The organism is Bradyrhizobium sp. AUGA SZCCT0176 (genome assembly GCF_018130145.1).
In the GTDB taxonomy this organism is placed as follows: domain Bacteria; phylum Pseudomonadota; class Alphaproteobacteria; order Rhizobiales; family Xanthobacteraceae; genus Bradyrhizobium.
Map to the genome: position 1 here is coordinate 537,672 of NZ_JAFCMB010000002.1, position 23,311 is coordinate 560,982.

Genomic DNA, 23,311 nt, shown 5'->3' on the forward strand with positions numbered 1-23,311 from the left:
GACAACGGGATAGAGCAGATCAAGCAATGGGTGTGTTTAGAAGTGACGACGACCTTTGAAGGACATCAGATCGCATGCAGCGCGGTCCCGGATATGGAGAAGGCGGGACGGATGATCTTGAAGTTGTACATCGACGGGCAGCTGGTTGAATCATCCTCCGGTGTGTCTCTTTACACCCGCGCGGCCTTGCTGTGTGGCGCGTTGAAGACGGGAGAGGCCAACCGGGTTGTGGAAATTTATGCGTCCGGATTTTTCATGAAGCGATTGAATATCCATGTCGACGGCAAGCACATAGCGCGAAGCTAACGACTGTTGCCTGCATCTGTCATCGCGACAGCGGGATTTTGTTGTGTCATTGCAAGATGATCCGGGCAGAGTTATCAGCGCCTGACCTCGCAGGACGCCAGTGGTATCAGCGACTTTACCAGCCTCCTGCAGGTGCCGATCGATCCGGAAGCGGTTCCCCACAGGCCGATCTACGCCTTGCGTTTTGGGCGTCGATAGGTTTTAAGCCCGGTAGCTTTCATGACCGCAGCCATGAACGGGAAGCGATTTGCGTGGCCTTGCCGCGCTCCAGACCGAGTTATGCAACCAGCGTAGCGCGTGCGCTTCAATCCGTTCTCCCCCACACAGAAAGGTAATTTTCAATGGCCAAGATGACCAAGACTCAGTTGATCGATGCAATCGCAGAGGGAACGCAGCTTTCCAAGAATGACGTCAAGGCCGTCATCGAGCAGATGGCCACCGTCGGCTACAAGGAGCTGAACGAGTCCGGTGAGTTCGTCATTCCCGGCTTCGTCAAAATGTCTGTCGTGAACAAGCCGGCGACTGAAGCCCGCAGCGGCATCAATCCGTTCACGAAAGAGCCGATGGAGTTCGCGGCCAAGCCGGCCAGCAAGTCGGTCAAGGCGTCGCCGCTGAAGGTTGCCAAAGACGCTGTCTAGGGATGGCGAAGCGGCCGGCGTTCACCGGAACGGCGGCCGCTACAGATCGACCACCACGTAGTCGCTCTCGACCGCGACCTTGATCGTCTCCGCGACATACGGCCCTTTCACCAGGTTGGTGCCGGGCTCGACATTGACGGGATAGGCGCGGGCGCGGAAGCGCTTGGGATCGCAGTAGGACTGGCCGGTGCGGATATCGAATTCCCAGCCGTGCCAGGGGCAGCGGATGATCTCGCCTAACTTGGTGTACTCGATCTCGCCGGGGTCGGAGGAAGTGGCGAGCCCGACCAGCGGTCCCTCGCACAATGCCGCGCCCTGATGCGGGCAGCGGTTCAACAGACCGAAAAACTCGCCCTTGACGTTGAAGATCGCGATCGGCCGCTCGTCGATGGTGAGGAATTTTCGCGTGCCCGGCGGCAACTCGTCCACCGGGGCAATGACATGCCGGGCCATATTATTTCCTACGCATGATCTTTTTCGGAAAACCGGTTCCCACTTTTCCTGATCATGCGATCCCGTACAGCTTCTTCGCATTGTCGAGATAGAACGCCTGCTTGTTGGCGTCGCTGACGCCGGGGGGCAGCACGCGCGAGGGCTCGTCGAAATCCCAGTGCGGATAGTCGGTCGCGAACAGCAGTTTGTCCCAGCCGATCCACTCGATCACCTCGAACAGATGCTCGCGGCGTTCCGGATCTTCCATCGGTTGCGTGGTCCACCAGATGTGATCGCGGATATATTCCGACGGACGGCGCTTCAGATGCGGCACCTCGCTGCGCAGCCGGTCGAAACTCTTGTCCAGCCGCCATGAAAGCGACGGCGCCCAGCCGAAGCCGGCCTCGATCATCACCATCTTCAGTTTGGGATAGCGCTCGAACACGCCTTCGAGCACGAGGCTTGCGAGCGCGGTCTGCTGGCACTGCGAATGGCCGACCATCTCCTCGATGTAAAAGCTCGGCCAGCCGGAAGCTGTGATCGGGTTGCCGCCGAAGCCGAAGGCATGGACGCCGACGGGAAGGCCGATCTCCTGCGCCGCCTCATAGATCGGCCAGTAGCGGCGCTGGCCGAGCGGCTCGACATTGCGGCTCAGCAAAAGCACCTGCACGAAATTCTTGTCGCCGGCGCGCTTGCGGATCTCGGCGGCGGCAGTGGGGCCGTCTTCATTGCCGACGACGATCGAACCTTTGAGACGCGAATCCTTGCTGGTCCATTTCTCGATCTGCCAGTCGTTGATCGCGGTCGCCAGCGCCGCGCTGAGATCGTGGTTGCGCAGGCCCTGCCCGGTGTCGAGCGGGTTGAGCACGCCGAGCGTGACATTGTAGGGGTCGAGCAGCTGCTTCTGCATGAAGGACAGCGAGGAGCCTTGTTTGCCGCCTTCCGGCGGATAGGCGTCGCGGCGCGAGGCGTTCGGCTGCGCCTTCGGATAGGGCGGGCCTTCCATCATGCCTTGATAGGCGTGCTTGCCGTAGGTCTCCAGATGCGAATGCCAGCGTTTTGCCAGGAACGGATAGAGTTCGGTCCCGGTGGCGCGCGCGGGATGAATGTCGCAATCGGCGATCGCGGTCTTGACGCTGACAGACGCTGACGGCTCGGTGCGGAACTGCACATTCATGGCGTTGCCTCCTTGAGCGCGGGCTGCGTTAGACGAGGATAGGTCGCGTGCGGATTATCGATCATGATCTTGCGGACAAGACCTTCCGAAATCCCCTCCGGCAGCACCTCGTCGCCGTCGAATTGCCAGTGCGGATAGTCGGTTGAGAATAGGAGCAATTCGTCCGACTGCATATGGTCGAACAGGCGATTTAACGTGGCCGGATCCGGCGGCGCGTCGACCGGCTGCAGCGAAAAGCGGATGTTGCTGCGCACAATTTCCAGCGGCGCGCGGTCGACCCAGGGCGTTTCCATCCGCACCCCGCGCCAGAACTTGTGCAGCCGCCACAGGTATGACGGCAGCCAGGTGAAGCCACTTTCCAGCATCACCATCTTCAGCTTCGGATGCCGCGCGAACACGCCCTCGACGATCAGGCTGGTCAACTGGGTCTGGAACGCCTGCGCCTGGGCGACATAATCCTCGACATGATAGGAACCCCAGCCGACCGAGGTCGGCGGGTTGTGATAGGCGGAGCCGGCGTGGATGCCGATGGCCAGCCCCAGCCGCTCGGCGGCGGCATAGATCGGCCAATAGGCGCGTTTGCCGACCGGCATGTCGCCCATCACAAGCATCAGCACCTGAACGAAGCGCGGGTCTTTGGCACAGCGCTCGATCTCGGCGACTGATTTTTCCACGCTCTGGGTCGGGATCACGATCGAGCCACGCAGACGGGAATCCTTGTCGAGCCACTCTTGCACCAGCCAGTCGTTCAGCGCGCGGCAGAAGGCGTCCTGCATGTCCTCGGAAAACACCATCTGCACGCCATACAAGGGATTGCAGATGCCGTAGCTGACCTGAAACCGATCGAGCGCCTGCTTTTGCATATCGCTGAGGCTGGAGCCCGGCTTACCCTGCGCCGGACGCCAATCGGGGCGCGCGCTGATCGGCGAATTGGCCGGATAGGATTGCGACACCAGATCGGTCATGCCGCGCGTCGTCACCTGGTCGCGCCAGTAGTCGTTCATATACGGCAGCAGGCTGGTCAGATGGGGCACGGCGGGATGCAGGTCGCAATCCACACCGCCTGCGATCGGTGACGTCATGACGTTTCCTCGGGCATGTTTCCTCGTGCGCGCCCGCGGTCTCACGGCATCTTGTAAGCCGCGCCGCTTGGTTCTTTGGCCGCATTCAAGCAGGCTGGCCGGTGCGCCGCAACTCGGCAAACGCTAGCCCCCTGTGCTAGGAAAACATGGGTCGGCCCTTAGGAGATTTTGATGATTCGGACTGGAAGTACGGCGGTTGCCATCACCCTTTTGCTGGCTGGCGCGGTAGCCGCGCAGAAAGCGCCCCCTGCCCCGCCTGCCGCACCCCCGCCGGTCGATTTCTCCAAGGTCGAGATCAAGACCACCGACCTCGGCGACAACGTTTATATGCTCGAGGGCCAGGGCGGGAACATCACCGTGGCGGTCGGCAAAACCGGCATCATCATGGTCGACGGCCAGTTCGCGCCGCTGCACGACAAGATCAAGGCCGCGATCTCAACCATCTCGAACCTGCCGATCAAATACCTCATCAACACGCATTATCACGGCGACCACACCGGCGGGAATGAAGCCTTCGCCAAGGACGGCGTCACCATCGTCTCCGACGTCAACGTCAAGATTCGCCTGGCGGAGGGAACCACCAACGGCCTGACCGGCGTCAAGACGCCGCCGGCCGCCGCTGGCGCGCTGCCGAAGAAGACCTATGCCGGCGGGACGCTCAAGCTCCGGCTGCCCGGCCGCGTCGCCGAACTCCAGCACATCGCCCACGCCCATACCGACGGCGACACCTATGTGTGGTTCAAGACCGCCAATGTGCTGGCGACCGGCGACACCTTCACCAATGGCCGCTATCCCAACATCGACTTTGCCAATGGCGGCAACATCAAGGGCATGATCGCGGCGGCCAACGCCTATCTCAAGATGACCAACGCCAAGAGCCGCATCGTGCCGGGCCACGGGCCGATCGCCGACAAGGCTGTTCTGACCGAATACCGCGCCATGCTGGTCACCGCGCGGGACCGCATGGCGAAGCTGGTGAAGGAAGGCAAGAGCGAAGACGACGTGGTGGCCGCCAAACCGTTCGCCGATCTCGACAAGAAATGGGCGCCGACGGAGCTCGCCTCCAAGAACTTCATTCGCGTCGTCTATCATTCGCTGGCTGACAAGCCCGACAAGAAGTCATTGCTGAAACGCATGCTGCGCCGGAGTTGAGGAATGAAAGAGCTCGTAACGATCGCCGAGAAGATCGCCGTCAAACTGATCGAGCGAAAACAAACCATCGCGATCGCGGAATCCTCCACCGGCGGTCTGATCTCGGCGGCGCTGCTGTCGGTGCCCGGCGCATCCGCCTATTTCCTCGGCGGCGGTGTGGTCTACACCCGCGACGCGCGGCGGATCCTGATGGACATTTCCGATGAGGCGATGAAGGGCCTCCGGTCGGCGTCGGAGCCCTATGCCAAATTGCTGGCTAATCAGGTGCGCCAGCGCTTCGCCACCGACTGGGGCCTGTCGGAGACCGGCGCCACGGGACCGACGGGCAACCGCTACGGCGACGCCGCCGGCCACAGCTGCATGGCGGTCGCGGGCCCGCAGAATGCGGTTTTCACACTGGAGACCGGCAGCGCCGACCGGCAGGCGAACATGCAGAAATTTGCGAGCACGGCGCTGGGCCTGTTGCTGGAGAACGTGTCGAAGTAGGCGACGCGACGCGCCGATTGTGAACTGCTTCACACATCGCGGGTCCAATTGATCAAGATCAAGGCCGTCTCAAGCTAAACAAAAGAACAAATCGTGCTTCCCTGAAAGTCATGGAAGCGCACGTGGTGCATGTTGCTGCTGCGAAAGGGGGTGTTCACCGTTTCGAAGGAGAAACAACATGTCGATGCTAAACCATACGTCCAGTACTTTTGTCACTACCGGCGCGATCCGCAGTACATTGAGGTCATGGCAGGCCTGGCTCGGCCACATGATCAATGACTGTATCGCAAAGCTGATTGCCCGGCGCGAGCAACAGGCCAATCTCGTCATCCTGCGATACCTTGCCGACCGGGAGCTGAGGGACATGGGCATCAATCGCAGTCAGATCGGCGAAGGACTGGCGGAAGCCGGCAAGGATCGCTCAGCGCAGCAGGAAGCACTCCAACGTCAGCCAAAGATGTCGCAATGACGTTGAACTTACGATTCGGACCGCAAGCGCGAACCAGTTCTAGCGCTGCGGTCCAGACAGGTTCACTTCCCGCTCCGCCCGGAAGACGTTGCTATGCAGGTTGGCGATCCATTGCCGGCCGCTGGAGGTGACGTTGAGATAGCGGATCGCAAGCTGGATCTGCGGCGCGACGTTGGTCCAATAAAACTGCGGGAATCGATAAACGATGTCGGCGGGCGTGGCGTAGCCCAGCGTCTTGTTCATTCCGATTTCCTCGAATTCGTAAAACAGCGCATTCGACTTGCGCATGTAGTTGGGGTCGCCGAGCTGGCCGATCAGATCGGCCGCACGCAGCAGCAATCCCTCCTCCTCGTTGAGATCATCACCGTCGTTCGGACCCGTGGCATAGGGAAAGCGGGTGTATTCGATCGCCCGGGAAATCCGGGCCGCGTCGACTTCCTCCATGGTATCGAGCCGCTCGATCACGAACAGCTTTGAGCGGTCGACATGGTAGGGCGCAAGCGCAGCGTCGGACGATCCAACCGGCAGATGGATCTTGCGGCCGCTCAGATCAGCAACAAAGGCATCATCCTCGTCGCCCTGGACGACGCCGCGGACATATCCAATATCATGGGCAAGGCAGGCCATGATGAAGTTGGCGTAATCGTCCGCCGTGGTGGCGCGCGCCAGCGCGCGGCCGACCAGGATGTCGTGGCCCACCAGCGTCACCAGCATGGTGTGCTCGATGTTGTGATACAGCGCATCGCTGTTGCCGATGCACTCCAGGGTCAGCCTCGCGGCAAATGGCAACAGCTTCGTCAAATCGGAATGCGAGGCGCCGAACCGTCCCTCGGTTTCCCGTGACAGGAACGAACCCAGGGCTTGCGCGGTCAATTGGGGGATTGTGATCATCTCGGCACCCGCTCCCGTCTGTGGTCGCGCCGCGACGACGGCCTGCGCCGCGGCATCCCGGCTTTCCGATCGCTCACTTATCGAAACCATCCTATCACCAATCCCTGCACGGCCGGCTGGGTATATCCGCCGCACCCATCGAAATGTCTGATCAGCCGTGATGCGCTCGGGGAAGATACCTGCTCGTCGCGGCGACGGCTGGATCATGGCACCGCGCCTGACTATAATCCGCTGAAACATCCAGGGATCGCAGCCATGCAACAGCCGTTCGACCGCGCCGCAGAAGACCTCGGCAACTCGATCCATTTCGAACATGTCAACGTCTTCGTGCCCGATCAGCGGCTGGCGACATTGTTCTATGTCACCGGGCTCGGACTGACACGCGATCCCTATCTGATGGTGTCGGACAGCAACATGTGGGTGAATGTCGGCAAGAGCCAGTTTCATCTGCCTGATGGTGAGGCACAGGTGCTGCGCGGCCATACCGGCATCGTCATCTCCGGCCGCGAGGCGCTGCTCGAACGGCTGGCGTCGGTCGCCAAAAAGCTCGAAGGCACCAAATTCGCGTTCAGCGAACACAATGATTACGTCGAGGCGATCTGTCCCTGGGGCAATCGCGTGCGCTGCTATGAGCCGGACGCTGCACGCTTCGGCCGCATCACGCTCGGCATTCCCTATGTCGAGTTCGACGTGCCGGTTGGGACAGCGAAAGCCATTTGCGGCTTCTACCCCGAGATCATGGGAATGCCGGCCGAATTCAAGAACGGCGACGGCACCACGGCGCGCGTCAAGGTCGGCAAGGATCAATATCTGCAATTCCGCGAGACCGACCGGAAGCAGCCGGAATTCGACGGCCACCACGTGCAGATCTACATCACGAATTTCTCGGGCCCCTACCGCAAGCTCCTGGAGCGCAATTTGGTCTCGCAGGAAGACAACCCGTACCAGTACCGGTTCAAGGACATCGTCGACCTCGACAGCGGCAAGCATCTGTTCACGGTCGAGCACGAGGTACGCAGCGCCACGCACCCGATGTTCATGCGGCCGCTGGTCAACCGCAACCCGGCAGAGACCAACCGCACCTACGCGCCCGGCCACGAACAATGGGCCTGGGCGATGGGACCGGACGAATATGACAGGCGGTGAGAGAGCGGCCAGTATTGTGTCGTCCCGGCGAACGCCGGGACCCATAGCCACCGAACGTTGTTGTTGCGGAAGGTGTCTGCCACCTTGCCCCAACGGACAGCACAACGCGGTATGGGTCCCGGCCTTCGCCGGGACGACGGCGGTGTATTGAGCCAAGACGGCAGGATTTCACTCGAAACTCGACCCTATTAACGTTACATCTTAACCAATCATTAAGTATGCGTTTGCCGGCCCGAAAGGCCCGACCTAGCGTGCATCAGGGAGCGGCTTGGGGGAGCCGCCTGGAAACCAACGATTGGTATGTGCCATGGCGTATAGAATGCATTCGGCGCTTGTCGCGTCTCTCAGCGCAGCCGCGCTTTTGCTTGCCGCGGGCGATACGTTCGCAAGATCAGGAACAGCGCCAGGTGGCGTGCGTTCGGGGTCCCATTCGCCGGCCGCCCACGGTTTCGGACATCACCGCCGGCACAATGTCGGGACCTACTGGCCGGGAGGCGGCGGCTATTACTATTCGCCCTCGAATGGCGAGACTGTGGTCGAGGCGCCCCAGTCCACCACCCGCGACATCCGTTACACCTATACCTATGATGTGCCCTGGGATTGGGCGCATCGCTATCCGCCGAACGTTGTGCCGTCCGACCGGCCCTATGTGTCGAGCTGCTCCTCGGAGCCCGTCACGGTTCCCGGACGCAACGGCCAGACGACCATCAACATCACGCGGTGCTATTGATCGGCCATCAGTGTCGTCCCGGCGAAGGCCGGGACCCATAACCACAGGCTTTCGTGGTTAGATAAAGTCGTCGAACACGCGTGTCTCACAACGACCAACACGGCGTATGGGTCTCGGCCTACGCCGGGACGACAGCAACTCACTTCTCCCTGAACGAACGCATCAGCTGATCGCTCAGCGGCTTCATCAGATACGAGAACATGGTGCGGTCGCCGGTTTGCACGAAGGCTTCCACCGGCATGCCCGGGATCAGCTTGTTGTTGTCGCCGAGGCGGGCGACTTCTTGCGGCGGCAACGAGACGCGGATCGTGTAATAGGTTTGCCCGGTGCGCTGCTCGGTGGTGACGTCGGCCGAGACCCTGGTGACCTTGCCGTTCAGTTCCGGCGTGGTGTGCTGGTTGAAGGCCGATAGCCGCAGCAATGTCTTCTGGCCGATCTGCAGCTTGTCGATGTCCTGCGGATTGACCTTGGCCTCGACCGAGAGATCGTCGGCCTGCGGCACGATCATCATGATCGCGTCGCCGGCGGTGATCACGCCACCGACGGTATGCACCGTCGATTGCAGCACCATGCCGGCCTGCGGCGCCCGGATGTCGATGCGGCGGAGCTGATCTTCCGCGGTGACCTTGCGCTCGACGAATTCGCCGATCTTGTCGTTGGTCTCGCGCAAATCCTTGGAAACCTCGCTGACCAGTTCCTTGTCGATCTGGATGATCTGCAGCTCGGTCTCGGTGATCTTGCCCTTGGCCTGCGCGCGCGAGGCGATGTATTGCGCGCGCTCGCCCGACAGGCGGGCGGAATCGCGCTCCAGCGTGGTCAGGCGCGAGATCTGGATCAGGCGCTGGTCGTAGAGCTGGCGGACGCCGATCAGTTCCTTTTCGACCAGCGCGATTTCCTTGTCCTTGGCTTTCTCCTGCGCCGAGAGGCCCTCGATTTCCTCATTGAGTTGCATGACCCGCTCTCGCAGCTGGGCCTTTTGCCCGGCGCGGCCGTGGACACGAACCTCGAACAATTTGGTTTCGCTCGCCATGACGTCCCTGACGTCGGCATCGTCGGCGCGATCGGCCAGCAGCGGAGGGAACTTGATCTTGTCAGTGCCGCGCTGTTCGGCCTCCAGCCGTGCCGCGCGCGCCAACAATCCGTTGAGGGTTTTGACAACGATCGCCAGGCTTGCCTTGACCACGGTCTCGTCGAGGCGGACCACGATGTCGCCGGCCTTGACGGTATCGCCGTCGCGCACCCGCACTTCGCCGACCACGCCACCGGTCGGGTGCTGCACCTTCTTGACGTTGGAATCGACCACCACGGCTCCCGGCGCGATCAGCGCGCCCGAGATCGGCACCGTCGAGGCCCATCCGCCGAATCCGCCCACCAGCACCAGCATCAGCGCCAGGCCGACAACCAGATGCGACCGTATCGAACGGCGGGCGCCTTTCAACTCCTCGCTCATGATTTGGCTCCAGGGGCAACGATCTTGATCGGCGCGGGCGGCGGCGGGACGGCGCGCTGCAGCACCTGGCCGAGAACGGTTTCCTTCGGCCCGAACGCCTGCATGCGGCCGTCCTTCAGCACCAGCAATTGGTCGACCGCCTCGATGCCGATCGGTCGGTGCGCCACCACGATCACGATGGCGCCGCGCTCGCGCGCGGCGCGAACGGCACGGGTCAGCGCCTCGTCGCCCTCGGTGTCGAGGTTGGAGTTCGGCTCGTCGAGTACGATCAGGAAGGGATGGCCATACAGCGCCCGCGCCAGCCCGACGCGCTGCGCCTGCCCGGCCGACAACGCGGTCCCCTGCTCGCCAATCTGGGTGTCATAGCCCTCGCGCATCTTGATGATCATGTCATGCACGCCGGCCTCCTTGGCCGCGGTGATGATCGCATCCGATTTGGCGTCGGGATCGAAACGGGAAATATTATGGGCGATCGAGCCGGCGAACAATTCGACGTCCTGCGGCAGATAGCCGACGTGACGGCCGAGCACGTCGGACGACCATTGATCGAGCGCGGCGCCATCGAGCCGCACCTTGCCGCGCACCGGCATCCAGACGCCGACCAAGGCACGGATCAGCGACGACTTGCCCGATCCACTGGGCCCGATCACACCGACACCGGTTCCGGCCTCGACCGCAAAAGTGACATCCTGGACGATGACCCGCTGATCGCCGGGCGGCACGATGGTGACGCCCTCGACCGACAATCGCTTGGTGGGACTTTGCAGCAAGGTCTGGGTATTCTGCGCCGGTATCTGTTCGAGCAGCTTGGTGAGGCGATGCCAGCTCTGGCGCGCCGCGACGAAACCCTTCCAGTGCGCGATCGCCAGATCGACCGGCGCCAGCGCCCGCGCGCTCAGGATCGAGCCTGCGATGATGATACCGCCGGACGCCTCCTGATGGATCACCAGATAGGCACCGACCGCCAGCACCGCCGATTGCAGCATCATGCGCAGCACCTTGGCGATTGCGCCGAGGCCGCCCGCGACGTCGCTGGCGCGCTGATTGCCGGCCAGATAGGTCTCGTTGGCTTCGGTCCAGCGCTTGGTCAGCCGTCCGGCCATGCCCATCGCGACCAGCACTTCGGCGTTGCGCCGGCTGGTCGCCGCCAGATCGTTGCGCCGCGCCGCCAGCATCATGGCGTCTTTGGCCGGCTGGCGCGACATCACTTCGGTGATCACGGTGAGGATCACCAGGATGATGGCGCCGACCAGCGCGGTAAGGCCCAGCAGCCAGTGGAATGCGAAACAGATGGCGAGGTAGAACGGCAGCCAGGGCAGATCGAAAAACGCGCCCGGCCCCTGGCTGCCGAGGAAGGAGCGCACGTTATCGAGGTCGCGCAGCGGCTGCAGGCCTTCATTGCGGGCGCCCACCATCAGCGGCAGGCGCACGATGGTATCGAACACGCGGGCATTGATGGCTTCATCGAGCGCGGTGCCGATGCGGCCGAGAATCCGGCCCCGGATCAGGTCGAGGCCGCCCTGGGCGACGTATAGTCCCCCGGCGAGCACGACGAGGCCGATCAGGGTCGGCACGCTCCGGCTCGGAATCACGCGGTCATAGACCTCCAGCATGAAAATCGAGCCGGTCAGATACAGCAAGTTGATCATGCAGCTCATGACGCCGACGCCGATAAACGCGTTGCGACAGGCGCGCAGCGCAATACCGAGTTCGGACCGCCGGACACCGGGAGCAGCTGCCATCAATTCGTGTCTCTGCAAAAGGGATTAGCTAACGGGCTGGTTCTACCGATGTTTGTGGCCAGCGTCTATTTAAGTCACGTTAACCTGATGCGGTTCATGCCCCCGCCGGCGGCAGGACGTGTCTGGCCGAAACACCGGGAAATGAGCCTGCAGAGCGGGTTAGGCGGGTCCGGCGCGGGGCTTTGCCGGTTCGGCCGTCGCAAAAGGCGCTGGAATCACTGATATCGAGCCCGTCCAATTTCGCCGTGCAGGTCGAACACCCACTCCCGGTCCTTAAGGCCGCCTGCCGGCCGCCAGCGGGTTTCGGCGCGGCGCCCGGACCCGCGAATGAGCGCGCACGGCCTTACGGACCGTGGTAGGTTCCGCGCCCTGGCTGCACCCGCCGTGCAGGTACCGACGGAGTTCTCGCGGCCACATGATCAGTTTTGATACCGATGGCTTGCGGCCGGACGAACGCTTCGATCACTGGTGCGAAGTGCGCGCCAAGGGACTGTTCGGCGTCACCATCGAGGTGTCTCGCGAGCGGCGGCCGGATTTCCACGGGCGGTTCTCCGCCTACGAAACGGGTGGCGCGACCGTCGCTGAACTGCAGGCCTCTTCCTACAGGGTCAGCCGCACATGGGCTGACATCAAGCGCATGTCCGGCGACAGCCTCAACATTTTCCAGCAGGTACGCGGCCCCGGCATGCTTCGCGCCGGCGAGGAGCGTGTCCATATGATCGCCGACGGCACGATGACCATCGCCCATTCCGACGTGCCCTTTGCCGGGACCCCAATCCGTTCCGACGGCTTCCATTTCCGCGCGCTGAAAATTCCGGTCACCGGCAATGCACGGCTCGCGGCCGGCGCGGAGAATTTGCTCTGCGAGCCGTTATTGCCGGAGACGCCGGTCGCGCGACTGATCGAAGCCATTTTTGCGGCGATCGTCGAGCAGCGAATAGAGGCGGCCCACGCCGACGCCACCATTCGCCATATCGCGCAACTGGCGCTGCTGGCGCGCGGCCGGGTGACGCCAGGCACGTCGGAAAGCCGCAACGCGGTGCGGCACGGCTATCTGCAGATGGCGCTGGCGTTGCTGAGAAGCCATCTGCTGGAGCCGGATCTGTCGCCGACGCGGGTGGCGCGAGCATTGAATATCTCGGTGAGGCAGCTTCATCTGCTGTTCGAGCCGACCGGGCAGTCGTTCGCGCGGACGGTGCTCGCGATGCGCCTCGCCGAAGCCCGGCGCCAGATGGAATCCATGCCGCTTCGGCCGGTGGCGGAAATCGCCTCTGCCAGCGGCTTCGACAGTCTCGCCACGTTCTACCGCACCTTCCGTCAAACCTATGGGATGGCGCCGGGTGACCTGCGCAAGGATTTGCGTCTCGGCTGATTTGCTGCCCTACCTCCGGCCGCGAACCAGCCGCACCACCAGCAGCAATATGACGGCGCCGATCACGGCATTGATGATCTCCCTGATCACGCCGGTGCCGATGTGAATGCCGAGCTTGGGCAAAAGAAGGTTTGCAACCAGCGCGCCGGCGATGCCGACGAGGATGTCGCCGATCAGGCCAAAACCGGTGCCGCGCACGATCTTGCCGGCCAGCCAGCCGGCGACGAGCCCGATAAACAGGATGACCAAAATGCCCTGGTTGGATACGTGCACCTGAAAATCCCCCGCTTCGCGCGCGTCATCCGCCCCGCGGTTTTAGACTACCGGCAATTCCCCGATGTGACGACCTGAATCTGCCCGCCACGCCGCCTGTGGTGGAACTGTCAATCGCAGTCCGCGTTATCCGGCAATGACGCAACCTGATATTTGGTATGTAAGTTTTGGGCCGGAGCGGACCGACGAGAGTGCGACGAGCATGGTCCGTTCGACCCGCAAATTTAAATCGGAAGTCGACGCCAAACTGTTCGCGATGCAGATTCTGGCGAAGGGCTGGTCTGCGAGCGCAGGCACGCTCAATCCGCACCAGCCCAAGCAGATCGTGGGGCCCGCCCAGATCGAACAATGGGCGGATCCGGGATTGGGTGGCTAAGTCTCGTGTCCCGGACGCGGCGCAGCGTGCAAACGCTGCTCCGCAGAGCTCAGATGCGCAACTGCGCATCGGGGGACCTACTGCGTGCCAACATCTGGACCCCGGAACAGCCGCGCACCACGCCGCGAAGTGCGGCGCGCTGCTCAGCATCCGGGGAATGCAGGCGATGACCTTAATTCTTGATGAATCAGATCGCGGTGGCTGCGGTCGGTTCGGCCAGAACGCAGCGCGCGATTCGATCCGGCGCAACCTGCACATTCGGCGGCAGTTGCTCGGTGCAGCGCGGCTGCGCCACGCTGCAGCGCGGCGCGAACGAGCAGTTCACCGGCGCCTTGTCGAGCGACGGCGGCGTGCCCGGGATGGTCTCCAGCCGCTGGCCGCGTTTGGCGCCGTGGGTGGTCGATGCCAGGAGCCCGCGCGCATAGGGATGTATCGGCGTCCGGACGATGTCGCGCAGCTTGCCCTGCTCGACGATCTGGCCGGCATACATGACAGCGACGCGGTCGCAGATTTCGATGGCGACGCCGATATCGTGGGTCACGAAGATCACCGACATGCCGAACTCGCGCTGCAACTCACGCAGCAAGAGCAGGATCTGGATCTGCACGGTGGCATCGAGCGCCGTGGTCGGCTCGTCGGCCAACAGGATCTTCGGCTTGCAGGCCAGTGCGAGGGCGATCATCGCGCGCTGCCGCATGCCGCCGCTCATTTCATGCGGATAGGCATCGAGGCGGCGCTTGGCGGAGGGAATCCGCACCACTTCCAGCATTTCCAGCGCCCGCGCGGTGGCCTCCTTCTCGCTCTTGCCTTCATGGCGCATCACCGATTCGGAAATCTGCCGGCCGATGGTGTAGACGGGGTCGAGCGCCAGCGCCGGCTCCTGGAAGATCATGGAGACGGTCTGGCCGCGAAACGCCGACAATTCGTCGTCGTTCAACGCCAGCACGTCGCGGCCGAGAACATTCACGCTGCCCGAAATCTGCGTCCGCTTCTTCGGCAATAGCCGCATCAGCGCGCGCAACGTCACGCTCTTGCCCGAACCGGATTCACCGAGGAGGCCGAGCACCTCGCCCTCGCCGAGCGAGAGCGAGATGTCGTTGACGGCGTGCACGGTGCGCTCGCCGGTGAAGCGGATGCTGAGATCGCGGATTTCGACGAGGTTGGTCATGCCGGTTTGGGTACCTGTTTATGATAGTCCGTGGCGCGCTGGAACGCGGCGCCGATCCGCAGCAGCATCGCCTCGTCAAAGGAGCGGCCGATCAATTGCAGGCCGACCGGCAAACCGCTTTTGGTGAAGCCCGAGGGAATCGAAAGCGACGGCAGGCCTAGGTAATTGACCGGGCGGGTAAATTTCGTGATCCGCTGGATCACGGCCTCGGCGTCGCGGCTGTTGCCGACATCGCTCTCGGCGATGGTTGCCGCCGGCATCGGCGCGACCGGCGCAATCACCGCATCGGTGCCGGTGACCGCCGCGAGATACGCCGCCAGCGCCGGACCCCGCCAGCGCATCGCTTCGAGGTAGGACACCGCCGGGATCGCAAGGCCGTTCTGCAGCCGCATCAGGACCTGCGCGCCGTAATCCTGCGGCCGTTCGATCATCCATCTTTTGTGGAACGCGGCGGCTTCGGTCGCGAGCACCAATTGGCAGGCGGCCGTGAGCTGGCGCTGGTCGGGCAATTCGACCGAGACGATTTCGGCGCCCTCTTTCTTCAGCGTCGCGATGGTCTCATCGAGAACGCGCGCCACTTCGGCATCGAGATCGTCGATATAGAACGCGGTCGGCACGCCGATCCTGAGGCCTTTGAGCGAGCCCTTGGTGGCCGCCATATAGTCCGGCACCGGCAGCGTGGATGCGGTGAGATCATCGGGATCCGCGCCCGCCATCAATCCGAGCAGCAGCGCGCAATCTTCCACGCTCTGCGCCAGCGGGCCGACGGTATCGAGCGATTGCGACAGCGGCATCGCGCCGGCGCGGCTGACGCGGCCGACCGTCGTCTTCAACCCGGTGACGCCGCAGAAATGCGCGGGCATCCGGATCGAGCCGCCGGTGTCCGAGCCCAGCGCCGCAAAGGTCAGCCGGGCCGCGACCGCCGATCCCGAGCCGGACGACGAGCCGCCGGTAATGTGATCGACGTTCCAGGGATTGCGCACTGCGCCGTAATGCGGGTTGTGGCCGGTCGGCCCGTAGGCGAACTCGACCATCTGCAGCGAGCCGAGCCTGATGGTACCGGCGTCCTTCAGGCGCTGCAGCGCGGTCGAATTCGTGGTGGCGACGAAGTCGCGGCGGATCTTCGAGCCGCAGGTAACGACCTTGCCGGCCTCGTAATACATGTCCTTGTGTGCCAGCGGCACGCCATGCAGCACGCCCTTATTCTTGCCCTTGGCGAGATCAGCATCGGCGGCGGCGGCCGCCGCCAACGCCTCCTCCGCCTCGATCGCCATGAAGGCGTTGAGGCGCGGCTGCCATTGCGCGATGCGGTCGAGACAGGATTTTGTCACCTCGCGCGATGAAACTTCCTTGCTGGCGATCGCCTTGGCGACCGACACCAGCGACATCAGGGCCGCTTCGGTGCTCATTTCGACACCCCGGGGTTCTGCGCCAGAAGAAAGCTCGCGGGCTCCAGGTCGAACGGCAGGGTGCCGGCGACCGGCGCGAAGCCTTCGAACGCCGGCCCGATCGAATTGGCGATCCGCTCGGCGACTTCGGCGGTCACCGGCACGCCCGCGACATCGGTCATGACCTTGACCTCTTTTGGACTGGGTTTTGTCATTGCGGATTTGCTCCCTTATGCGTTTTTCTTGGTCGTTTCTTTGGCCGGTGCGCGGCTGTGCCCTGATCCCGGAATGGCCATGTAACACGCCGCCTGGTGACCCAGTGTATCGAGGTCGCTGAGTTTTGGCGTCGCATTTGAGCAGAGCGGCTCCGCATATGGACAACGGGTGTGAAACCGGCAGCCCGGCGGCGGATCGATCGGATTGGGCGGATCGCCCGTGATCGGCGGCGTCTGGGTGCGGTTGTCAGGATCCGCCGACGGCATCGCCGCCAGCAGCGCCCGCGTATAGGGATGCGCCGGCTCGTCCCAGACCTTGTCGACCGGACCGAGCTCGACGACCTCGCCGAGATACATCACCAGCACGCGATCACTGATGTAGCGCACCACGTTGAGATCGTGGCTGATGAAGAGGTAGGTGAGCCCGAACTCGCGCTTTAGATCGGCCAGCAGATTGAGCACCTGGGCTTCAACCGATTTGTCGAGCGCCGATACCGCCTCGTCGAGGATCACCAGCCGCGGCGACAGCGCCAGCGCGCGCGCGATGTTGACGCGCTGGCGCTGGCCGCCGGATATCTCGTGCGGATAGCGGTTGGCGAAGGTCTCGGGCCGCAAGCCCACCTTGCCGAGCAGTTCGCGCGCCAGCGTCCGCGCGGCGGCATCCGCCATGCCGTGTACCTTCGGGCCGAACGCGATCGAATCCTCGATGGTGAGGCGCGGGTTGAGCGAGGCGTAGCTGTCCTGAAACACCATCTGCATGCCGCGGCGCAGCTCACGTAATGAGAGTGCGCGGCCGACCTGCATGCCGTCATAGATGATATCGCCGGCGTCTGACTTCATCAGATGCATCAGAAGCCGCGCGGTGGTCGACTTGCCGCAGCCGGATTCGCCTACGATCCCGACGGTTTCACCCTTGGCGATCGAAAACGAGACGTCGTCGACCGCGCGGACGGTCTTGCGCGCGCTGAACAGATCACCGCGCACCGGGAAATGCTTGGTCAGGCCGTTGACCTGCAACAGCGGCTGCGCGGCGCCGCCGACATCCTCGATCTTTTCCAGCAGTTCGACCGACGGGCTGCTCTCGTTCATCGCGTCAGTTCCTGATGTCCATGGCGCTGCGCATACCGTCGCTGAGCAGATTGAAACAGATCGACACCGCAAAGATCATGGCGCCGGGCAACGCCGCGACCCACGGATTGACATAGATCGCGGTGCGCAGCGTGTTGAGCATCAACCCCCATTCCGGCTCCGGCGGTTTTGTACCCAGACCGAGGAACGAAAGGCCGGCGGCGAGGATCATCGAGACCGAGATCAAGCCAGTGGCGTAGACGAAGATCGGGCCCAGCACGTTGCCGAGCATGTGCACGCGCATGATGATGAAGGGCCCGGCGCCGGAAGCGCGCGCTGCCTCGACAAAATCCATGTTGCGCACGCCGGTCGTGACGCTCTCGGCGACGCGGGTGATCTGCGGCACGAACACGATGGTCAGCGAGACGATGGAGTTGACGATGCCGGCGCCGAGCGCGCCCGAAATCGCAATCGCCAGCAGCACCGACGGGAATGCATAGAACACGTCCACGGTGCGCATGATCGCGGTGTTGAGCTTGCCACCGACGTAACCGGCGACAAGACCAAGCGATGTGCCAATCATGAAGGCGAGGATCACGGGCAGAATGCCGATGAGCAGCGACAGTCGGCCGCCATAGACCAGCCGCGCCAGCATGTCGCGGCCGAGCTCATCGGTGCCGAGCGGATAGTTCGGCGTGCCGATATGGCGGAGTCTGCGGATCATCGAGCCCTGATAGGGATCGGCCAAACCGAGCCACGGCGCCAGCAGCGCGGACAGGAAGATCAGCACCAGAATGAAGGCGCAGACCATACTGACCTTGTCGCGCCGGATGCGGCGGCCGACGGTGGCCCAATAGCCCCGCGCCTGGGTGGCCGGTGCCGCCTGCAGGGCGGTATCTGTGATCGCGCTCATGCGCTACGCTCTTTTTGTTTGAGCATGATCTCCACGCAAACGCGTTCCGCGTTTGTCGCGAGCGAAAACCGGTTCCCACTTTTCCGGACCATGTCAGCTCCGCTTGATGCGCGGATCGATCGACGCTTGCGCGATATCGACCAGGAGGTTGAGGGCCACGAAGAACAGCGCCAGCACCAGGATCGTGCCCTGCAGCAGCGGCAGGTCGCGCTGGAAGATCGCCGAATTCAGCAGCAGCCCCGAGCCCGGCCATGAGAACACGGTTTCGATCAGGATCGAGCCGCCGAGCATATAGCCGAGCTGAAGGCCCATCACCGCGAGCGCGGTCGGCGCGGCGTTCTTGATGACATGGCGGAACACATCGGTCTCGCGCAGGCCTTTTGCGCGCAGCGCCTCGACGAAATCCTGGCTCAGGATGTCGCCGGTCAGGGCCCGCACCGTTCGGGTGACGATGCCCATTGGAATGACGGATGTCGTGATCGCGGGCAGGATCAGATATTTCATGTGCTCCCAATCCCAGCCCCAGGCGCCCGAGCCGCCGGGACCGGCGCCGACCGCGGGCAGCCAGTTGAGCTGCACCGAGAAAATGATGACCAGCACCATGCCGAGCCAGTAATGCGGCACGGAGACGCCGGCGATCGCGATCGAGGTCGCGACCTTGTCGATCCAGGTATCGCGGAAATAGCCGGCAATCAGGCCGAAAAACAAACCCAGCGTGAAGCCGATCGACGCGGCCGCAATCGCCAGCGTCACGGTATTGCCGACCGCGCGCAGCACCTCCGACAGCACCGGACGGCCCGTCGCAATCGAATTGCCGAGATCACCGTGCAGCGCACGCCACAGCCAGAGCCCGAACTGGACCGGCAGCGGGCGGTCGAAGCCATAGGCAGTGCGCAATTGCGCCGCGAGTTCCTGGCTGGCGTCCGCCGGCAGCACCGCCACCAGGGGATCGCCCGGCGTGATGTGGACCAGCAGGAAGCACACCAACGCCACGCTGGCCACGATCGGGATCACATAGACGATACGGCGGGCGATATAGACGAGCACGAGACATTCTTTCTTCCTTCTCACCTTGTGGGAGAAGGTGGCGCGCGCAGCGCGCCGGATGAGGGGTTCAATCCGCAGAAGCGGTCATTGCGAATGAGAGAGGGGTATCCGCGGAGAGAACCCCTCACCCGTCTTCGCTTCGCGAAGTCACCCTCTCCCACAAGGGGAGAGGGAAGCACACGCGAAGTTGGAGTATCACGCCTTACGGCGCGATCGTCACCGGCGAGAAGTCGACGAACCAGCTCTTCGGCTGCACGAAGCCTTTCACCTTCGGGCTCATGGCGCGCGGAGACACGTCATGGGCGACATAGAGGAAGGCGGCATCGTCGACCGAGGCCGCATGCAGTTCGGCCAGCGCCGCATCGCGCGCCGCGGGATCGAAGGTCTGGCGTGCCTTGGTCACCAGCTCATCGAATTTGGGATTGTTGATGTAGCCCCAATTGTTCGACACCGGAGGTGCCATCGACGACTGCAGGAAGCGCACCAGCGCGAAGAACGGATCCATCGCCGCATAGGTCACGTTGGTGGCGTTGGCGTTATTGGCGGACGCGTCCTTGGCACCGCGGCGCCAGTTGGTGAACAGCGTGTTCCATTCGATCACGTCGAGCTGGACGTCGAAGTAACATTCAGCCAGCGCCTGCTGCAGATATTCGTTCATCGGCAGCGGTTGCATCTGGCCCGAACCGGACGCCGAGGTCTGGGTCTTGACCGTCAGCTTCTTCGACGGACCGTAACCGGCTTCCTGCATCAGCTTTTGCGCCGCCTTCAGGTCATACTTGATCTCGAAGGTCGGCTTGCCGCGCCAGGGATGACCAGCCTCGAACGTGCCGGTCGCCGGCACCATCAGGCCGGCGAGCAGCCCCTCCTTGAGACCCTCGCGATCGATGCAGAGGTTGGCGGCCTTGCGAACGCGAATGTCGTTCCAGGGCGAGCCTTCAATGCGCGAGAACTGCCACGGCCAGACATGCGGCGATTCGTTGGCCTGCAGGGAGAAGCCGCGTGCCTTGATTTCCTTGACCGCATCGGGCGCGGGCGCCTCGACCCAGTCGACCTGACCGGAGAGCAACGCCGCGGTGCGGGCATTGGCTTCCGGCATCGGCAGCAGCACCATCTTGTCGACCTTGGGCACGCGCGCCTTGTCCCAATAGCCCTCGTTCTTGACGAGTTCGAGCCGCTCGCGCGGCGTGAACTTCGACATCTTCCACGGGCCGGTGCCCGAAGCCTCGCGGGCGAACGCCGCCCAGGCGGCCTGCGATTTCGCCTTGGCATCCGCGCCCTCAGCCGACTCGAACAGTTTTTGCCATTTCGAGGGGCTCGCCATGAACAGATTGGTCAGGTTGATCGGCAGGAAGCTGTCCGGCTCCTTGGTGGTCAATTCCACCGTCAGATCGTCGATTTTCTTCGCGGAGGCCAGCGTCGGCATGCGCGAAGCGGTGACGCCGACCTGGCTGGCGTCGAACTGCGGCGCATCCTGCTTCAGCACCTTCTCGACATTCCACACCACGGCGTCGGCGTTGAACGGCGAGCCGTCGTGGAAGGTGACGCCGGGACGCAGCTTGAAGGTCCACTTCTTCTTGTCGGCATCATCGACCTTCCATTCGGTCGAAAGCCCCGGGATCATCACGCTCGCCTTGCTGGCCGAGGAGAGGTCCCACATGGTCAGCGCGTCATACATCGTGAGGCCGGTGAAACGGTTGCCCTCAAAGCCCTGGTCCGGCTGACCCAACGTGCGCGGAATATCGGCAGCCGTCATGCCGATGCGCAGCACGGTTTCGGCGCTGGCGGCCAGCGGCAACCCCGCCGCCATTGCCATCGCCAGCGCGACCGCCGTCGCGGTCTTCTTTGATTTCTCGTTACGCATATGCAGCAATCCCTTCTCTACTTCAGGTGACTATTTCTTATGCAAAGTTATGCAACGCCCGTGCCAAAAGAGATAGTTCTTCGCGAAATAGCCATGTGACATATGGTTTCTTCCCGCTCCGCACGAAGAAAAGCCAGTGATGCCTATTCTGGCATCAAGCTTGCAAGTTGGCATTAGGTATTCAGCATACTGCCAACGGAGTTTAGTTCATGCGCACCCGCAATTCGATGCTACTCGTCGCCGCTATGGCGTTCGCCATCGGCGCCCTGCCGGCCACGCCGGTGCGGGCCGAATCCGTGGTGCGCTACGGAATTTCGATGGCCGATATTCCCCTGACCACGGGTCAGCCGGACCGCGGCGCCGGTGCCTATCAGTTCAGCGCCTACACGATCTACGATCCGCTGGTAGCCTGGGAAATGGACGTGGCTGACCGGCCCGGCAAGCTGGTGCCGGGGCTCGCGACTGAATGGAAGGTCGACGACAAGGACAAGACCAAATGGCGTTTCAGTCTGCGCAAGGACGTCAAATTCCATGACGGCAGCACGCTCAACGCCGACGCGGTGATCTGGAATCTCGACAAGGTGCTGAACGAGAAGGCGCCGCAATTCGACAAGCGCCAGAGCGCGCAGGTGAAGACCCGCCTGCCCTCGGTCGCCAGCTACGCCAAGATCGACGACGAAACCATCGAGATCACCACCAAGGCGGTGGATTCGTTCTTCCCCTACCAGATGCTCTGGTTCCTGGTCTCGAGCCCCGCGCAATATGAAAAGCTCGGCAAGGACTGGGACAAATTCGCCAGCCAACCTTCCGGCACCGGGCCGTTCAAACTGACAAAGCTGGTGCCGCGCGAACTCGCCGAACTCACCAAGAACGCGGATTACTGGAACAAGAAGCGGATTCCGAAGGCCGACAAGATCGTCCTGATTCCGATGCCGGAAGCGCTGACGCGCACCAATGCGCTGCTCGCCGGCCAGGTCGATCTGATCGAAACGCCGGCCCCCGATGCGGTGCCGCAGCTGAAATCCGCAGGGATGCGCATCGTCGACAACATCACGCCGCATGTCTGGAATTATCATCTCAGCGTGCTGCCGGGCTCGCCATGGACCGACATCCGCCTGCGCAAGGCGCTCAACCTTGCGATTGACCGTGAAGGGGTCGTCGGTCTGATGAACGGCCTGGCAAAGCCCGCCAAGGGTCAGGTCGATCCGTCGAGCCCCTGGTTTGGCAAGCCCAGCTTCGAGCTTAAACATGATGTGGCGGCGGCCAAGAAACTGGTCGAGGAAGCCGGCTACTCCAGGCAGAAGCCGCTGAAGGCCACCTTCATCATCGCGCAGGGCGGCACCGGACAGATGCTGTCGCTGCCGATGAACGAATTCCTGCAGCAGAGCTTCAAGGAAATCGGCATCGAGATCGACTTCAAGGTGGTCGAGCTCGAGACATTGTATACGGCCTGGCGCAAGGGCGCGGCCGACGAGATGAACGCCGGCATCACCTCCAACAACATCGCTTATGTCACCTCGGATCCGCTCTACGCCATCGTGCGCTTCTTCCACTCCGGCCAGATCGCGCCTGTCGGCGTCAACTGGGGCGGCTACAAGTCACCAAAGGTCGACGCGCTGATCGACGAGGCCAAGCAGACCTTCGATGCCACCAAGCAGGACGAATTGCTGGCGCAGGCCCACGCCCAGATCGTCGACGACGCCGTGCTGGTGTGGGTGGTGCACGACACCAACCCGCATGCGCTGTCGCCGAAGGTGAAGAAATTCGTGCAGGCGCAGCACTGGTTTCAGGATCTGACGACGATCGGGCTGGAGTAGATTTCCTGTCGTCCCGGCCTTGAGCCGGGACCCATAACCACAGGGTGCAGTTGTCGGTGAAAGGTCTCTCCCACTCCGCCTCATCGAGAAATCACGCGGTATGGGTCCCGGC

Annotated in this window: 24 protein-coding genes; 10 read left to right on the top strand and 14 right to left on the bottom strand. The window is 62.9% G+C overall.

What is annotated here, in order from left to right; all coding sequences use genetic code 11:
• Positions 1-42 precede the first annotated feature (42 nt).
• The gene (locus tag JQ600_RS07560) at positions 43-306 is read left to right on the top strand and encodes a hypothetical protein (protein ID WP_212489763.1); all 264 of its coding nucleotides are present in this window, start codon (positions 43-45) and stop codon (positions 304-306) included.
• 341 nt (positions 307-647) lie between these two features.
• Positions 648-944, top strand: a complete 297-nt coding sequence (locus tag JQ600_RS07565) for an HU family DNA-binding protein (RefSeq protein ID WP_192737043.1) — start codon at positions 648-650, stop codon at positions 942-944.
• A 39-nt stretch (positions 945-983) separates the two neighbouring features.
• On the opposite strand, the gene JQ600_RS07570 is transcribed toward JQ600_RS07565, so the two are convergent.
• The 3 genes from JQ600_RS07570 to JQ600_RS07580 are packed head-to-tail and all read right to left on the bottom strand — an operon-like array spanning position 984 to position 3,635.
• A complete protein-coding gene (locus tag JQ600_RS07570) occupies positions 984-1,397 on the bottom strand; it encodes a Rieske (2Fe-2S) protein (protein WP_212489764.1) in 414 nt (137 codons plus the stop codon).
• A gap of 52 nt (positions 1,398-1,449) precedes the next feature.
• Positions 1,450-2,553 carry an amidohydrolase family protein gene (locus JQ600_RS07575; RefSeq protein WP_212391734.1) on the bottom strand — a complete coding sequence of 368 codons (1,104 nt, stop codon included), beginning with the start codon at positions 2,551-2,553 and terminating at the stop codon, positions 1,450-1,452.
• Complete coding sequence (locus tag JQ600_RS07580) at positions 2,550-3,635, bottom strand: amidohydrolase family protein (protein ID WP_212268019.1); 1,086 nt, start codon at positions 3,633-3,635, stop codon at positions 2,550-2,552. Before JQ600_RS07580 ends, JQ600_RS07575 begins: the two co-directional genes overlap by 4 nt.
• A 171-nt stretch (positions 3,636-3,806) precedes the next feature.
• On the opposite strand from JQ600_RS07580, the gene JQ600_RS07585 reads away from it, so the two are divergent.
• The 3 genes from JQ600_RS07585 (at position 3,807) to JQ600_RS07595 (ending at position 5,742) form a co-directional block, all read left to right on the top strand.
• Positions 3,807-4,787 carry an MBL fold metallo-hydrolase gene (locus tag JQ600_RS07585; RefSeq protein WP_212489765.1) on the top strand — a complete coding sequence of 327 codons (981 nt, stop codon included), beginning with the start codon at positions 3,807-3,809 and terminating at the stop codon, positions 4,785-4,787.
• Between the two features lie 3 nt (positions 4,788-4,790).
• A complete protein-coding gene (locus tag JQ600_RS07590) occupies positions 4,791-5,273 on the top strand; it encodes a CinA family protein (protein ID WP_212391738.1) in 483 nt (160 codons plus the stop codon).
• Positions 5,274-5,451: 178 nt separating this feature from the next.
• Positions 5,452-5,742 (top strand): DUF1127 domain-containing protein, encoded by a 291-nt coding sequence (locus tag JQ600_RS07595; protein ID WP_212268014.1) that lies wholly within the window; start codon positions 5,452-5,454, stop codon positions 5,740-5,742.
• Between the two features lie 39 nt (positions 5,743-5,781).
• Here JQ600_RS07595 and JQ600_RS07600 read toward each other — a convergent pair whose 3' ends face one another.
• Positions 5,782-6,633 carry a metal-dependent phosphohydrolase gene (locus JQ600_RS07600; RefSeq protein ID WP_212033402.1) on the bottom strand — a complete coding sequence of 284 codons (852 nt, stop codon included), beginning with the start codon at positions 6,631-6,633 and terminating at the stop codon, positions 5,782-5,784.
• 255 nt (positions 6,634-6,888) lie between these two features.
• Between JQ600_RS07600 and JQ600_RS07605 the strand changes: the two genes are divergently transcribed.
• A complete protein-coding gene (locus tag JQ600_RS07605; RefSeq protein ID WP_212391740.1) occupies positions 6,889-7,779 on the top strand; it encodes a VOC family protein in 891 nt (296 codons plus the stop codon).
• Positions 7,780-8,191: 412 nt separating this feature from the next.
• Positions 8,192-8,509, top strand: a complete 318-nt coding sequence (locus JQ600_RS07610; protein ID WP_312011116.1) for a hypothetical protein — start codon at positions 8,192-8,194, stop codon at positions 8,507-8,509.
• Positions 8,510-8,648: 139 nt separating this feature from the next.
• On the opposite strand, the gene JQ600_RS07615 is transcribed toward JQ600_RS07610, so the two are convergent.
• Together JQ600_RS07615 and JQ600_RS07620 are read right to left on the bottom strand one after the other, a co-directional pair.
• Positions 8,649-9,959: an HlyD family type I secretion periplasmic adaptor subunit gene (locus JQ600_RS07615; protein WP_212391742.1), complete on the bottom strand. Its 1,311-nt coding sequence runs from the start codon at positions 9,957-9,959 to the stop codon at positions 8,649-8,651.
• On the bottom strand, positions 9,956-11,701 hold the full coding sequence (locus JQ600_RS07620) for a type I secretion system permease/ATPase (RefSeq protein WP_212268006.1): 1,746 nt from the start codon (positions 11,699-11,701) through the stop codon (positions 9,956-9,958). The genes JQ600_RS07615 and JQ600_RS07620 overlap by 4 nt, the downstream gene beginning before the upstream one ends.
• A gap of 415 nt (positions 11,702-12,116) precedes the next feature.
• Between JQ600_RS07620 and JQ600_RS07625 the strand changes: the two genes are divergently transcribed.
• The gene (locus JQ600_RS07625) at positions 12,117-13,073 is read left to right on the top strand and encodes an AraC family transcriptional regulator (protein ID WP_212391744.1); all 957 of its coding nucleotides are present in this window, start codon (positions 12,117-12,119) and stop codon (positions 13,071-13,073) included.
• Positions 13,074-13,082: 9 nt separating this feature from the next.
• Here the strand turns inward: JQ600_RS07625 and JQ600_RS07630 are convergent, their stop codons facing one another.
• Positions 13,083-13,346, bottom strand: coding sequence for a GlsB/YeaQ/YmgE family stress response membrane protein (locus tag JQ600_RS07630; protein ID WP_212268002.1), 264 nt, complete (start codon positions 13,344-13,346; stop codon positions 13,083-13,085).
• A gap of 202 nt (positions 13,347-13,548) precedes the next feature.
• Here JQ600_RS07630 and JQ600_RS07635 point away from each other — a divergent pair, with 202 nt between their 5' ends.
• Positions 13,549-13,722 (top strand): hypothetical protein, encoded by a 174-nt coding sequence (locus JQ600_RS07635; RefSeq protein ID WP_192737029.1) that lies wholly within the window; start codon positions 13,549-13,551, stop codon positions 13,720-13,722.
• A gap of 187 nt (positions 13,723-13,909) precedes the next feature.
• Here JQ600_RS07635 and JQ600_RS07640 read toward each other — a convergent pair whose 3' ends face one another.
• From JQ600_RS07640 to JQ600_RS07670, 7 genes are all read right to left on the bottom strand, one after another.
• A complete protein-coding gene (locus tag JQ600_RS07640; protein WP_212391746.1) occupies positions 13,910-14,890 on the bottom strand; it encodes an ABC transporter ATP-binding protein in 981 nt (326 codons plus the stop codon).
• Positions 14,887-16,299 (bottom strand): amidase, encoded by a 1,413-nt coding sequence (locus tag JQ600_RS07645; RefSeq protein WP_212391748.1) that lies wholly within the window; start codon positions 16,297-16,299, stop codon positions 14,887-14,889. The genes JQ600_RS07640 and JQ600_RS07645 overlap by 4 nt, the downstream gene beginning before the upstream one ends.
• On the bottom strand, positions 16,296-16,493 hold the full coding sequence (locus JQ600_RS07650; protein ID WP_212267996.1) for a hypothetical protein: 198 nt from the start codon (positions 16,491-16,493) through the stop codon (positions 16,296-16,298). Before JQ600_RS07650 ends, JQ600_RS07645 begins: the two co-directional genes overlap by 4 nt.
• A gap of 15 nt (positions 16,494-16,508) precedes the next feature.
• Entirely contained in the window at positions 16,509-17,582 is a 1,074-nt protein-coding gene (locus JQ600_RS07655) for an ABC transporter ATP-binding protein (RefSeq protein ID WP_212267994.1), read from the bottom strand.
• A gap of 4 nt (positions 17,583-17,586) precedes the next feature.
• Positions 17,587-18,474: an ABC transporter permease gene (locus JQ600_RS07660; RefSeq protein ID WP_212391750.1), complete on the bottom strand. Its 888-nt coding sequence runs from the start codon at positions 18,472-18,474 to the stop codon at positions 17,587-17,589.
• 93 nt (positions 18,475-18,567) lie between these two features.
• Positions 18,568-19,521: an ABC transporter permease gene (locus JQ600_RS07665; protein WP_192737023.1), complete on the bottom strand. Its 954-nt coding sequence runs from the start codon at positions 19,519-19,521 to the stop codon at positions 18,568-18,570.
• A 202-nt stretch (positions 19,522-19,723) separates the two neighbouring features.
• The gene (locus JQ600_RS07670; protein ID WP_249135755.1) at positions 19,724-21,334 is read right to left on the bottom strand and encodes an ABC transporter substrate-binding protein; all 1,611 of its coding nucleotides are present in this window, start codon (positions 21,332-21,334) and stop codon (positions 19,724-19,726) included.
• 257 nt (positions 21,335-21,591) lie between these two features.
• Here JQ600_RS07670 and JQ600_RS07675 point away from each other — a divergent pair, with 257 nt between their 5' ends.
• Positions 21,592-23,199, top strand: a complete 1,608-nt coding sequence (locus tag JQ600_RS07675; protein ID WP_212391756.1) for an ABC transporter substrate-binding protein — start codon at positions 21,592-21,594, stop codon at positions 23,197-23,199.
• Positions 23,200-23,311: the final 112 nt, after the last annotated feature.